At 73.4% G+C, this 13152-nt stretch carries 9 protein-coding genes; 4 read left to right on the top strand and 5 right to left on the bottom strand.

Annotated features, from left to right (window positions below):
• Window positions 1-79 precede the first annotated feature (79 nt).
• The 4 genes from mdlC (at window position 80) to ACIQ9G_RS29220 (ending at window position 6147) form a co-directional block, all read left to right on the top strand.
• A complete protein-coding gene (gene mdlC, locus ACIQ9G_RS29235; protein ID WP_403615364.1) occupies window positions 80-1666 on the top strand; it encodes a benzoylformate decarboxylase in 1587 nt (528 codons plus the stop codon).
• Between the two features lie 43 nt (window positions 1667-1709).
• Window positions 1710-3164, top strand: coding sequence for a benzaldehyde dehydrogenase (locus ACIQ9G_RS29230; RefSeq protein ID WP_403615361.1), 1455 nt, complete (start codon window positions 1710-1712; stop codon window positions 3162-3164).
• A 183-nt stretch (window positions 3165-3347) separates the two neighbouring features.
• Window positions 3348-4622 carry an MFS transporter gene (locus ACIQ9G_RS29225; RefSeq protein ID WP_403615359.1) on the top strand — a complete coding sequence of 425 codons (1275 nt, stop codon included), beginning with the start codon at window positions 3348-3350 and terminating at the stop codon, window positions 4620-4622.
• 211 nt (window positions 4623-4833) lie between these two features.
• Window positions 4834-6147 (top strand): phosphatidylserine/phosphatidylglycerophosphate/cardiolipin synthase family protein, encoded by a 1314-nt coding sequence (locus ACIQ9G_RS29220; RefSeq protein WP_403615357.1) that lies wholly within the window; start codon window positions 4834-4836, stop codon window positions 6145-6147.
• Window positions 6148-6222: 75 nt separating this feature from the next.
• Here the strand turns inward: ACIQ9G_RS29220 and ACIQ9G_RS29215 are convergent, their stop codons facing one another.
• The 5 genes from ACIQ9G_RS29215 to ACIQ9G_RS29195 form a co-directional block, all read right to left on the bottom strand.
• Window positions 6223-8937 carry a SpoIIE family protein phosphatase gene (locus tag ACIQ9G_RS29215; protein WP_403615875.1) on the bottom strand — a complete coding sequence of 905 codons (2715 nt, stop codon included), beginning with the start codon at window positions 8935-8937 and terminating at the stop codon, window positions 6223-6225.
• A 404-nt stretch (window positions 8938-9341) separates the two neighbouring features.
• A complete protein-coding gene (locus tag ACIQ9G_RS29210; protein WP_403615354.1) occupies window positions 9342-10220 on the bottom strand; it encodes an aldo/keto reductase in 879 nt (292 codons plus the stop codon).
• Between the two features lie 334 nt (window positions 10221-10554).
• The gene (locus ACIQ9G_RS29205) at window positions 10555-11130 is read right to left on the bottom strand and encodes a transcriptional regulator (protein WP_403615352.1); all 576 of its coding nucleotides are present in this window, start codon (window positions 11128-11130) and stop codon (window positions 10555-10557) included.
• 35 nt (window positions 11131-11165) lie between these two features.
• Window positions 11166-12812, bottom strand: coding sequence for a helix-turn-helix domain-containing protein (locus ACIQ9G_RS29200; protein ID WP_403615349.1), 1647 nt, complete (start codon window positions 12810-12812; stop codon window positions 11166-11168).
• On the bottom strand, window positions 12809-13123 hold the full coding sequence (locus tag ACIQ9G_RS29195; RefSeq protein WP_403615347.1) for a helix-turn-helix domain-containing protein: 315 nt from the start codon (window positions 13121-13123) through the stop codon (window positions 12809-12811). Before ACIQ9G_RS29195 ends, ACIQ9G_RS29200 begins: the two co-directional genes overlap by 4 nt.
• Window positions 13124-13152 lie beyond the last annotated feature (29 nt).

The raw sequence follows: 13152 nt of genomic DNA, 5'->3' as shown, positions 1-13152 counted from the left end.
ATCGGCAGGCCGGAACATCTATTGGTGTCCATGTGGCGGCCTGCCTAGCGTGTCCGGCGTCACAACGGAAAGGAACGCCGTGCCATCCGTGCGTCGTGTCTCCCACGAGTTCCTGGAGCGCCAGGGGCTCACCACCGTCTTCGGGAACCCAGGTTCCAACGAGCTGCCCTTCCTCGCCGACCTGCCCGACGGCTTCCGCTACGTCCTCGGGCTGCACGAGGGCGCGGTGCTCGGCATGGCGGACGGGTACGCCCAGGCGACCGGCCGGCCCGTGCTGGTCAACCTGCACGCCGCCTCCGGCTCCGGGAACGCGATGGGCGCGCTGACGAACGCCGTGGCCTCCCGCACCCCGCTCGTGGTGGTGGCGGGCCAGCAGGTGCGCTCCGCCGTGGGCCCGGAGGCGAACCTCGCCAACGTCGACGCGCCGGCGCTGATGAAGCCCCTGGTCGGCTGGGCCGCGGAGCCGGCCTGTGCCGAGGACGTGCCGCGCGCCCTGGCGCAGGCCGTCTTCGAGGCGCGGCTGCAACGGCGGCCCACGTACCTGTCCGTCCCGTACGACGACTGGGACGCCGAGGCCGGGGAGAACAGCCTCGCGGTGCTGGACCGGCGGGTGCGGCGCGCCGGTGCGCCCGGCGGGGAGCAGGCCCGTTGGCTGGTCGAGCAGGTCACCTCGGCCCGGCGGCCCGCGCTCGTGCTGGGCGGCGACATCGACTCCGGCGGCCACTTCGACGAGGCCGTACGGCTGGCGGAGCGGCTGGGCGCTCCGGTGTGGGCGGCGCCGTCGCTGTTCCGGCTGCCCTTCCCCAACCGCCACCCGCAGTTCCGCGGGGTGCTGCCCGCCGGGATCGCGCCCGTCAGTGCCGCCTTCGAGGGCCACGACCTCGTCCTGGTCCTCGGCGCGCCGGTGTTCCGTTACCACGAGCACCTCCCCGGCCGGTACCTGCCGGAGGGCACCCGGCTGATCCAGGTGACCGAGGACGCCTCCGCCGCCGCGCGGGCTCCCATGGGCGAGGCGCTGGTCGCCGATCCCGGAGCGGTCGTCGAACTGCTGGTGAAGGTGCTCGACGAACCCGAGGCACCCCGGGACCCGGACCCGTACCGGCCCGTGCCCGAGCCGCCCGCCGCGGACGGGCCGCGCCTGCACCCCGAGCAGGTCTTCGCCGCGCTGCGCGACGAGCTGCCCGGGGACACCGCGTACGTGGTCGAGTCGACCTCGACCAACGCGTCGTGGTGGCGCCAGATGGACCTGCGCCGGCCCGGCTCCTACTACTTCCCGGCGGCGGGCGGGCTCGGGTTCGGCCTGCCCGGCGCGGTCGGGGTCGCGATGGCCCAGCCCGGCCGGCCGGTCGTCGGCGTGATCGGGGACGGCTCGGCCAACTACGGCATCACCGCCCTGTGGACAGCGGCCCAGCAGCGCGTCCCGCTCACCGTCGTACTGCTGCGCAACGGAACGTACGGGGCGCTGCGCTGGTTCGGCGGCCTGCTCGGCGTGCCGGACGCGCCCGGCCTGGACATCCCCGGCCTGGACTTCACCCGCATCGCGGAGGGCTACGGCGTCCGGGCCGTGCACGTCACCGGGGCCGAGAAGCTGCGGGCCGTCCTCTCCGACAACCCCGGTCACCCGCGGCTGATCCAGGTGGACACGGCGCTCACGACACCCTCCTGAACCCCCGGCGCTCCCGCTCCCGCAACCGCAGAAAGGCGATCCGATGACACTCCTGGACAACGAGGTCTGGGGCAGGAAGTTCTACAGCGACGGCTGGGCGGACTCCGCCCTGGAGCACCCGGTGGTCGAACCCGCGACCGGTGACCGGCTCGCCACCGTGGGCCTGGCCTCGGCCGAGGACGTGCGTCGCGCCGCCGCCCGTGCCGCCGAGGCCCAGCGCGCGTGGGCCGCCACCGCGCCGCAGCGGCGGGCCGCCGTGCTGCGGCGCGCGGGCGAGCTCCTCACCGAGCACGGCGACGCGATAGCCGACTGGCTGGTCCGCGAGGCCGGCTCGGTGCGGGCCAAGGCGGGCTTCGAGGTGCAGCTCGCCGTGGGCGAGTGCTTCGAGTGCGCGGCGCTGCCCACCCATCCCCAGGGCGAGGTGCTGGCCTCGGAGGAGGCCCGCTGGTCGTTCGCCCGCCGCCGCCCCGCCGGTGTCGTGAGCGTGATCGCGCCCTTCAACTTCCCGCTGATCCTCGGCCTGCGCTCGGTGGCGCCCGCGCTCGCCCTGGGCAACGCGGTGCTGCTCAAGCCGGACCCGCGGACCGCCGTGAGCGGCGGTGTCGTCATCGCGCGCGTCTTCGAGGAGGCCGGGCTGCCGGCCGGTGTCCTCCACGTGCTGCCGGGCGACGGCGCGGTGGGGCGGGAGGTGATCGAGGCGCCCGAGGTCCGGGTCGTCTCCTTCACCGGCTCCACCCCGGTCGGGCGGGCGATCGGCGAGCAGGCGGGACGTCTGCTCAAGCGGGCGCACCTCGAACTGGGAGGCAACAACGCCCTGGTGGTGCTGCCGGGTGCCGACGTGGCCAAGGCGGCCTCGGCCGGCGCGTTCGGGTCCTATCTGCACCAGGGCCAGATCTGCATGACGACCGGGCGGCACATCGTCCACGAGTCGCTGCTGGAGGAGTACACGGCCGCGCTCGCCGCGAAGGCCGAGGCGCTGCCGGTGGGCGACCCCGCCCGCGAGGACGTGGCGCTGGGCCCGCTCATCGACCGGCGCCAGCTGGAGCGGGTGCACGGCATCGTCACGGAGAGCGTCGCGGCGGGCGCGACCGTCGCCGCGGGCGGCGAGGTCGTCGGCGCCGGCTACCGCGCCACCGTGCTGGCCGGGCTGACGACGGACATGCCGGCCTGGCGCGAGGAGATCTTCGGCCCGGTGGCGCCCGTCATCGGCTTCTCGACGCTGGAGGAGGCCGCGCGGATCGTCAACGACTGCGAGTACGGCCTGTCCGTGGGCATCCTCGGGGACGTCGGTACGGCGATGAAGCTCGCCGACCGGATCGACTCCGGCAAGGTCCACATCAACGAGCAGACCGTCGCCGACGAGCCGAACGCGCCCTTCGGCGGGGTCAAGGCCTCCGGCACCGGGTCCCGTTTCGGCGGTGCCGCGGCCAACGCCGAGGCCTTCACCGAGACCCAGTGGGTCACGGTCCGCCCGGACATCGCCGACTACCCCTTCTGACCCCCTTACCCCGCGTCCGGCGTGTCCGCCGCGCCCACGCTCCGGCGCGCCGCCCCCGCTCTCGCGGCCGGCCCGCGCACCCATCCGTCCCGGGGTGGACTCCACCCCGGTTCATCCGCACCCCGTCGCACCCGTCCCCGGGGGTGATGTCACCCCCGCTCTCCCGTCCCTGGGGGGAATCTCATGGCACCCGCTGTCCCGTCCACCACCCCGGCGCAGACCGGCACCGCCGGCCGCAACGCCTGGACGGTGGTCCTGTGCTGGATCACCGTCCTGCTGGAGGGCTACGACCTCGTCGTCCTCGGCGCCATCATCCCGACCCTGCTCAAGACCCACCATCTCGGCATGACCGCCGCCGACGCCACCACCGTCGCGACGCTCTCGCTCGTCGGCGTGGCCATCGGCGCGGTCTGCGTCGGCCCGCTGGCCGACCGGCTGGGCCGGCGGATCCTGCTCATCGGGTCGGTGGTGCTGTTCTCGCTCTTCACCCTCCTGGTGCCGCTGGCCGGCTCCGTCACGATGTTCGCCGTGCTCCGCCTCATCGCGGGTGTGGGCCTGGGCGCCTGCATGCCGGTGTCGCTCACGATGATGGCCGAGCACATGCCGGCCGCCAGACGGGCCCGGGCCAGCACGCTGACGATGACCGGCTACCACACCGGCGCGGTCATCACCTCGCTCCTGGCGCTGCAGGTGACCGACCACTGGCAGATCCTCTTCTACGTCCTGGGCGTCGTCGGCCTGGTCGTCGCCGCCGTCCAGTGGTTCCGCCTGCCCGAGTCCGAGGCGTTCGTCAGCGCCAAGGGCGCGGCCGACTCGCCGCGCGTCCCGTTCACCGAGCTGCTCAAGCCGGCCTACCTGCGCGCGGGCATCGGGATCTGGGTCGCCTCCTTCATGGGGCTGCTGCTGGTGTACGGCCTCAACACCTGGCTGCCCAAGCTGATGAACGACGCCGGCTACCCCGTCCCGACCGCGGTCACCCAGCTCCTCGTGCTCAACTTCGGCGGCGTCGTCGGCCTGATCCTCGGCGGGTTCGTCGCCGACCGGCGCGGCATCAAGGGCACCACGCTCTGCTGGTTCGCGGTCGCAGTGGCGATGCTGGCGACCCTGAGCATCAAGATGGACAGCGACCTCGTGCTCGACGTGGTCGTCTTCCTCACCGGCGTGTTCGTCTTCTCGGCCCAGGTGCTCGTGTACGCCTACGTCACCAACTACTACCCGGCCTCCGTCCGCGGCACCGCCCTCGGGTCGGCCTCGGGCATCGGCCGGATCGGCTCGATCGTCGGCCCGACGATCACCGGCGCCCTGGTCGCCGCCGGGATCGGCCACCCGTGGGGCTTCTACTTCTTCGCCACGGTCGCGGTCCTCGGCTTCCTGGCCGTGCTGACCCTGCCGCGCGGGGCGGAGCACACAGGGGTGGAGAGCGCGCGGGCGTCGCAGGCCGCCGAGCCCGCCGTCTGATTCCGCGGCGCATCGCACGGCGCCGTTCGGCGGCGGTACGGGCCTCTCCCGGGGGCTCGTACCGCCGCCGCGCGTGCGGTGCCCGTGGCAGTGGCGGCGCACCGGGCGCGGAAGCCGGGTTCTGCGGATTATTCGTGAGGATTGCGGTAGGGGGATGCCTGGTATACGTACGCGAGCCAGCACCACAGGCACGTACAGCGGGAGGCGGAACATGCGACCGGCGGCGGAAGACACGAAGACCGCGGACGACCCCAGGACCCTGGGGTCCCCACGTCCCACGGATCTCACGAGCGCCGGGGAGGCCGACGGACACGCCGGGCTTCTCGAGCGCGCCGAACCCCTGCCCGGCGGGGAGGCGCGGGCCGACCCCGACGCCCGCAAGCAGCGCCTGCGAAGACGCCTGGAACGGCTCCTCGGCATAGCCGCCACCGAGGGCAACGAACTCGTCCCACTGCGCAACGGCGACGCCATCTTCCCCGCGATGCTCGAGGCGATCCGCTCGGCCCGGCACACCGTGGACATGATGACCTTCGTCTACTGGCGCGGCGATATCGCCCGGGAGTTCGCGGCGGCACTCGCCGAGCGGGCCAGAACGGGAGTGCGGGTCCGCCTGCTGCTCGACGGGTTCGGCGCGAAGGAGATCGAGCAGGAACTGCTGGACGACATGGACACCGCCGGCGTGCAGGTGGCGTGGTTCCGCAAGCCGGCGCGACTGTCTCCGCTGAAGCAGAACCACCGCTGCCACCGCAAGGCCCTGATCGTCGACGAGTCGATGGCCTTCACCGGCGGGGTCGGCATCGCCGAGGAGTGGTCCGGGGACGCCCGCGGTCCCGGCGAGTGGCGCGACACCCACGTCCAGGTCCGCGGCCCGGCCGTCGACGGCATCGCCGCCGCCTTCGCGCAGAACTGGGCCGAGTGCCACGACACGCTCTACGACGAGCACGACCGGTTCACCGACCACGAGCAGCCGGGGCGGGCCACCGTCCAGGTGGTCCGCGGATCGGCCAGCTTCGGCTGGCAGGACATGCAGACGCTGATCCGCGTGATGCTGACCTCCGCCCAGGAACGGTTCCGCCTGTCCACGGCCTACTTCGCCCCCGACGTCTACTTCGTGGACCTACTGGCGGCCACGGCCCGGCGCGGGGTGGCGGTGGAGATCCTGCTGCCCGGCCCGTACACCGATCAGCGGGCGTGCCAGCTGGCGGGCCAGCACCACTACCAGACGCTGCTCGACGCGGGCGTCACCATCCGCCAGTACCAGCCCACCATGCTCCACACGAAGATCATGACGGTGGACGGGGTGGCGTCCCTGATCGGCTCCACCAACTTCAACCGGCGGTCCATGGAGCACGACGAGGAGGTCATGCTCGCGGTCCTGGACGAGGACTTCACCGCGACCCTCGACCGGGACTTCGACCACGACCTCGAACGGAGCGAGGCGGTCGATCCCACGCGCTGGCGGCGCCGTCCGCTGGGTCAGCGGGTCCGGGAGGCCGCGGTGCTGCCGATCCGCCGCTTCCTCTGAATCCGCGGCCGTCGCGGATTTCGCGGATTCTCCCGTCAGGCCGTCAGGCCGTCAGGCCGTCAGGCCGTCAGGCCGTCAGGCCGTCAGGGAGTCCGCGTCGGGGGCGTCGGGGTCGGCGAGGACGGAGGCGAGCAGGCTCAGCTCCTCGTCGCCCGTGGGCAGGGCCTGCTCCGCCCAGATCACCTTGCCCTGCGGGGTGTACCGGGTGCCCCAGCGCTCGGTCATCTGCGACACCAGGAACAGGCCCCGGCCGCCCTCGTCGGTCGTGGCGGCGTAGCGCAGGTGCGGCGAGGTGCTGCTGCCGTCGGACACCTCGCAGATCAGGGAACGGTCGTAGATCAGCCGCACATGGATCGGCTCGCAGCCGTACCGGATGGCGTTGGTCACCAGCTCGCTCAGCACCAGTTCCATGGTGAAGCCGAGCGTGGTCAGACCCCACTCGTCGAGCTTGGCGGTCGCCTCGGCGCGTATTCCGGCGACGGCGGCCGCCTCCGGCGCCACGTCCCAGTCGGCGATCCGGTCGGCCGGCAGCCCGCGGGTGCGGGCGATCAGCAGGGCCACGTCGTCCTGGGGCCGCTCGGGCAGCAGCTCCTCCAGCACGGCGCGGCAGCTCTCCTCCGGCGGCCGGTCCGGGTGGCCGGCCAGGGCCCGCCGCAGCATCTCCATGCCCACGTCCAGATCGCGCCTGCGGTCCTCGATGAGACCGTCGGTGTAGAGGACGAGCTGGGTGCCCTCGGCGAGCTCCAGTTCGGCGGTCTGGAACGGCATGCCGCCGAGGCCCAGCGGCGGGCCGGCCGGCAGTTCGGGGAAGGTGGCCTCTCCGTCCGGGCCGACCAGCGCGGGCGCCAGATGTCCCGCGCGCGCCATGGCGCAGCGCCGGGTCACGGGGTCGTAGACGGCGTACAGGCAGGTGGCGCCCACGACGGCCGCGGCGATCTGGGTGCTGTCCTCGTCCTGGTCGATGCGTCCGACCAGGTCGTCCAGGTGCTGAAGCAGTTCGTCGGGCGGCAGGTCGAGGGTGGAGAAGTTGTGCACCGCGGTCCGCAGCCTGCCCATGGTGGCGGCGGCGTGCAGGCCGTGGCCGACCACGTCGCCGACGACGAGCGCCACCCGGCTGCCCGGCAGGGGGATCACGTCGAACCAGTCCCCGCTCACGCCCGACTGGGCGGGCAGGTAGCGGTGGCCCACCTCCAGGGCGGTCTGCTCCGGCAGGGCCCGCGGCAGCAGGCTGCGCTGGAGGGTGACCGCCAGGGCGTGCTCGCGGGTGTACCGGCGGGCGTTGTCGATGCTGACCGCGGCGCGGGCGACCAGCTCCTCGGCCAGTGACAGTTCCTCCGCCTCGAAGGGGCCGTGCTCCTTGGAGCGGTAGAAGTTGGCCATGCCCAGGACGACACCGCGGGCCTGGATCGGCGCCACGATCAGGGAGTGGATCCCGTAGTTGATGATCTCCGCGGTGCGCTTGGGGTCCTGGGCGTGCCAGCCCATGGCGCCCGACAGGTCGCCGACCAGCACCGCGCGGCCCGCGCGGTAGCCGCGGGCCTGGGGCGTGGACGGCAGGAAGTCGATCAGCCGGCCCTTCTCGTAGAGCGGGTGGTCGTCCCGTATCCCGTACACCGTGATGCGCCGCATCCCGGTGGCGGTCCCGGTGGCGCTCGGCTCCTCGCCGTGCAGCACGGCGTCGGCCAGGTCCACGGTGACGAAGTCGGCGAACCGGGGCACGGCGACCAGGGCCAGCTCGTCGGCGGTTCTGGCCACGTCGAGGGTGGTGCCGATGCCCAGTCCGGCGTCGTAGAGCAGTTTGAGGCGTTCGCGGGCCACCTCGGCGCGGCCGGACACCGCTTCCAGTTCGGTGGAGTCGCGCAGGGTGACGACCCATCCGCGGGGGCCGCTCCCGTCGCCGCCGGTGGGCCGCTGGTTGACGGCCAGCAGCCGGGGTCCGGCGACGTGCACCTCGTCGGTGGCCTCGCGCCCGGAGGTGAGCAGCGCGGCCGTCTCCGGTTCGAGGCCCGTCAGGTCCCCGACGTTCCTGCCCTCGGCGTCCTCGGGGAGCTGGAGGAGGCGTTTGGCCTCGTCGTTCGCCAGCAGCAGCCGTCCGTCGCAGCCGATGATGAGCACACCCTCACGGACCGAGTGCAGGACCGCGTCGTGATGGTCGTACATACGGGACATCTCGTGCGGGTCGAGACTGTGGGTCTGCCGGCGCAGCCGCCTGCCGACCAGGGCCGTCACGCCGGTCGCCACCCCGAGCGCGCCCGCGCCCGCGGCGAGGATGATCGGGATCTGGCGGTCCACCTGATTGGCAACGTTCTTGACCTTCAGGCCGGCCGAGACGAGCGCCACCACCTTGCCGGAACCGTCGCGGATGGGCACGGTGGCCTGCACTTCCTGTCCGAGCGGACCGTGCACGCTCTCCGTATAGACCCGCCCCGCCAGCGACGGCCCGATCGTGCCCACGAACCGCTTGCCGATCCGGTCGGGCAGCGGGTGGGTGTAGCGGATGCCGTGGGTGTCCATGACGACGATGAAGTCCACGCCCGCGGCCCTGCGCCCGGCCTCGGTCAGCGGTTGCAGCACTTTCGTGGGATGCGGGGTGCGCAGCGCGGCGGTCACGCCCGGGGAGTGCGCGAAGGTCTGGGCGACGGCGATGGAGCGGCGCTTGGCCTCGGAGTCGGTGTCCCGCTGGGACTGCAGAACGAGAGCGAAGACGGCGAAGGCCACGAGCAGCACGACCAACGCCACCTGCAAGATGAAGACCTGCCCGGCAACGCTCCGCGGACTCTTCCCCACCATCGAGCGCAGCGATATACGCCGAAGCCGGGCAAAACGCTCTGCCATCTCGCCTTTCTAACACCCCCCCACCCAAACCGTCACCCCCATGCCCCCTGGGGCCCCGCCCCGCCGAGCCGCCGGAGGCCCCCGGGGAGGCGCTCGTCAGGGGTTCGGGGCACCGCGTGGCGCTCGTCGATGACACGTCGAGGACACCGGGCGGGCCCGTCCGCGGGCGCTGCGGCGCGGAGGCCGCGGGACCGCGGCGGGCGGCGAGCAGGGCGGTGGGACCGCGGCGGGCCGGGGCAGTGGACCGCGGACGGCCCAGGGCTGCGGGTTCGCGGAGGGTCCCTGGCGCGGGTCGGCGCGCCGTCGCCCGCGCGGTCCCGCCCATCGGCGTGGCGGTCACCGGGACGCGGACGCCGAGGTCAGGCGCCGACGCTCTCGGCGAGCGCGGTGTACTCCTCGTCGGTCAGGGTGATCTCGGCTGCCGCGATGTTCTCCTCCAGGTGCGCCACCCGGGAGGTGCCCGGGATGGGGAGCATGACCGGGGAGCGGCGCAGCAGCCAGGCCAGGGCGAGCTGCGAGGGACTCGCGCCGTGCTGCTTGGCCGCGCTGTCGAGCGGGCCGCCGGGGCGGGCGAGCTCACCGGTGGCCATGGGGAACCACGGAATGAACCCCAGGTTCTCGCGTTCGGCGTGGTCGAGGACGTCCTCGGCGTCACGGTTGGCGAGGTTGTACAGGTTCTGCACGGACACGATGTCCGCGATCTCGCGCGCCTGCCCGATCTGCTCGACGGTCACCTCGGACAGGCCGATGTGCCGGATCTTCCCCTCCTGCTGCAGGAGCACCAGTTCGCCGAGCTGGTCGGCCAGCGGCACCTTGGGGTCGATGCGGTGGAGCTGGTAGAGGTCGATGCGCTCCAGGCCCAGGTGGCGCAGGCTCAGCTCGGTCTGCTGGCGCAGGTACTCCGGCCGGCCGACCGGGCGCCAGTCGTCCGGGCCGGAGCGCGTCAGGCCGCCCTTGGTGGCGATGACGAGATCGTCCGGGTAGGGGTGCAGCGCCTTGTGGATCAGCTGTTCGCTGACGAAGGGGCCGTAGGAGTCGGCGGTGTCGATGAAGTTCACCCCCAGCTCCACGGCGCGCCGCAGCACCCGCACGGCCTCGTCGGGGTCCTTGGGCTCGCCCCAGATGCCGGGACCGGTCAGTTGCATGGCGCCGTAGCCGAGGCGGCGGACCGGCAGGTCGCCGCCGAGGGAAAAGGTGCCGGAGGCCTCGGCGGGGCGGGAGTGGGAGGGGGTGCTCATGGTGTGCCCTTCGTGGAAGAGGGAGCTGCTTCGCAGGTTTCCCGGGTGCCCTTCCGAGGCGCGGGCCAAGCGGGTCGAGGAGGGCGTTGTCGGCCCATGGGCCGCCACCCGCTCCCCGCCCGGCCGGGGGCCGGACACCGGACGGCCGGCGGCCGGGCTCCCGGCATACGCCGCGGACGTCACCGGGCGCGGCGCGATGCCCGGCGCTCGCCGGCATCGGCCACCGGTGACCGCGTCACCGATCACCGATCACCGATCACCGATCACCGATCACCGACGGTGTCCACCGGTGACCGCCTCGGTTCCGGGGCGCAGTAGGAAAGGGAGAGCGGGCTCAGGCGGCGAAGCCGATGCTCGTGACGTACTCGTACTGGCCCCACTCGGAGCCGAGGTCCACGACGGCGTCGGTGACCCAGGCGTCCTCCAGCGCCGCCTCGTCGTCCTCGGCCCATGCCCGGACGATGCGGTCCCAGTGGCGGACGTTGAGCGTGCGGTACTCCAGCACCCGCTGACGCGGGCGCGGGACCTGCGACTGGTTGAGGGGGTGGAACTCCACCCGCGTGCCGCGGCCCTCGCGGTTGAGACGGGCCAGCAGGTAGCGGGCGACGTTGTGCCGGCGCACGGTCCGGTACGCCGTCTCGATCCGGTGCAGGTTCGCCGCGGACGGGACGCGCCTGCCGTCGAGCCACGCCTTGACCGTACGGTCGGTGACCGTCAGGCCCGCCTCGCGCGCCGCCCGGCGGGAGTGCTCGGTGCGGGTGAGGTAGTGCAGCCGGGCGAGCAGCCCGCGGCGCACCGTGATCGGCGTGGCGACGTAGCCCGCGAGGGCGTCGAGCCGGCGCGCCACGGCCTCGTGGCCCTTGACGCCCCGGGCGCCGTACAGACCGAACTCGATGTTGCGCTCAGGCACCTGAGGCCTCCTTCCTCCGCGCGCAATCTACCGGGTCACCGGGCCGGACCGGGGTCCTCGCCGACGGTGTACGTGTCCTTGATCTTCACCTCGGCCACTCCCCGGCCCTCCGGGAAGACACTCCGCCAGTCCCCGATCACGTGCAGCTCGTCGGTGCCCATCACGCGGACGGGCGTGAGCCCCTCCTCGTAGGCCTTGTACGCCTTCGTCCAGAGGTTGGCGAAGGCCTGGGAGCGGATGAGGTGCATCCAGTCGGGGCGGTACAGCTCCCGGTTGTAGTTCGACTCCCCCATCGTGGAGACGAACTTGGAGTACATCGCCTTCACGTACTCCAGCGTCACCTCGTCGTCCTCGGCGATCGCCCGGTCACGGGCGTCCTTGAGCGCGACCCGGAACTTCTCCAGGAGGTTCTCGGTCGCGCCCGAGGTGAACGACTCGTGGATCCGCGGCGGTTCGCACAGACCGTACTTCGGCCCGGACAGGCGCAGCAGCAGCCGCAGCGTCGGTTCCGTGACCCACAGCGGGCCCGGCTCGTCGCGGTTGCCGATCGGGTTCGGAAGGTGGGCGTCGTGCTCCCAGTCCGGCGGGGTGATCAGGTGGACCCCGGCCCGGCGGCGGTCGTGACCGAAGCCCGTGGAGTGCTCCAGCTGACCGATGGGGAGGTGGGTCTTGAGCGCGGAGAGATAGGCGCCGTTGACGTCCAGTGCCGTCACCTCGTGGGCGCCGGGCGGGAGTTCGCGACGGGCCCACTTGGGGCGGGCCTCCCAGATCTGGTCGGCGCCGCGGGCGCTCTGCTTGCGCAGGACGTCCGGGATCCAGGGGTGCGCGACGACGTCGTAGCGCCCGCCCTTGCGTGTCTCGTCCAGCAGGGCCATGGCGTCCGGGATGGCCCGCTTGACCAGTGCCGCGGTGGCCTCCGCCAGGTCGCCCCCGTGCTGGGCCAGCGCGGCCGCGACAGCGCGGCCGATCAGGTCGGGGGTGTCGGAGGCCGCCCGCACGCGGCGGCCCACGGGGACGACCGGTACGGACTCGTGCGGGCCGGGACCACGCCCCGGGCGGCCCGGCCGCACGGGAGGTGCGGACCGCGGCTCCGGTGCGACCCGCTCCGTCACGGGGGCCGCGGGCCGCGGCTGCGGACGCGGGGGCCGCGGCGCGGGCGTCGGTGTGCCGCACTCGGTGGGGTCCAGGTGCTGCGGGAAGCCCGCGACCTGATGGCGGGCCGGGGCGCCGCACAGGACGCAGGGCTCGGGCGCCGCGAGGGCTTCCACGTCGTCCGCGGCACCCTCGTGGGCACCGGCCGAGGTTCCGGCCTCGGCCTCGGTCCCGGAGTCGATCCCGGTCCCGGTGTGGATTCCGGTCCCGGTGGCCGTGGCAGTGGCCGGCGCGGTCTCCGCATCGGCGGCATGGGCGCCGGCGGCCCCGGCGGCCTCGTCCTGCGGGACCTCCAGCTTGGTGCGGGCCCCTTCGAGGAAGTAGGCGTACTTCTCGCGGACCTCGCCCGAGGGGTCCCGCCCCGACTCCCAGCCACCGACCGTGGACGGACTCACTCCGAGGGCCTGGGCGAGCTGGGCGCGCGAGAGGTTCAGCCCCTCCCGCAGCGCCCGGCGCTCGGCCGGCGGCGGCAGGGGGACCTCCGGCCCGGCCGCGGCGAGCAGCGCGTCGATAGCCTCGAAGTCCGTCATCGCGGCAGCTCCTCCCGCGTCCCCGGAACAGCGGCGGGCAGGACCCGCCGACCGGCCGGACGACGGCGGGCGTCCGGCAGGGACTCCGACGCCCGGGTGGGCCCGGCCAGCAGGTCCAGTACGTCGATGCCGAAGTGCGCGGCGACCGCCTCGCAGTCGTCCAGACTCCAGGCCGCGCTGCCCGACTGACGGCGGCTCACCTGGGCCTGGCTCACCCCCAGCGCGGCCGCTAGGCCGGTCTGCGACTCGCCGGTGGCGTGCAGCAGAGCCGCCACCGCCGACCGGACCCGGTCCGCCAGAGTCATCCGCATGACGACGAACCTACCACCCACATCCCATG

Origin of the sequence: Streptomyces sp. NPDC096152, assembly GCF_044763235.1 — a bacterium.
Taxonomy (GTDB): Bacteria; Actinomycetota; Actinomycetes; order Streptomycetales; family Streptomycetaceae; genus Streptomyces.
The sequence above is the reverse complement of the archived record's forward strand: the minus strand, read 5'-3'. Positions and strand labels throughout refer to the sequence as shown.

What these genes read in the sequence shown, in the direction of transcription:
- ACIQ9G_RS29230 (WP_403615361.1), top strand. Translation starts at nt 1,710, where the DNA reads ATGACACTCCTGGACAACGAGGTCTGGGGCAGGAAGTTCTACAGCGAC.
- ACIQ9G_RS29225 (WP_403615359.1), top strand. Translation starts at nt 3,348, where the DNA reads ATGGCACCCGCTGTCCCGTCCACCACCCCGGCGCAGACCGGCACCGCC.
- ACIQ9G_RS29220 (WP_403615357.1), top strand. Translation starts at nt 4,834, where the DNA reads ATGCGACCGGCGGCGGAAGACACGAAGACCGCGGACGACCCCAGGACC.
- ACIQ9G_RS29215 (WP_403615875.1), bottom strand. Translation starts at nt 8,937, where the DNA reads ATGGTGGGGAAGAGTCCGCGGAGCGTTGCCGGGCAGGTCTTCATCTTG.
- ACIQ9G_RS29210 (WP_403615354.1), bottom strand. Translation starts at nt 10,220, where the DNA reads ATGAGCACCCCCTCCCACTCCCGCCCCGCCGAGGCCTCCGGCACCTTT.
- ACIQ9G_RS29200 (WP_403615349.1), bottom strand. Translation starts at nt 12,812, where the DNA reads ATGACGGACTTCGAGGCTATCGACGCGCTGCTCGCCGCGGCCGGGCCG.
- ACIQ9G_RS29195 (WP_403615347.1), bottom strand. Translation starts at nt 13,123, where the DNA reads ATGCGGATGACTCTGGCGGACCGGGTCCGGTCGGCGGTGGCGGCTCTG.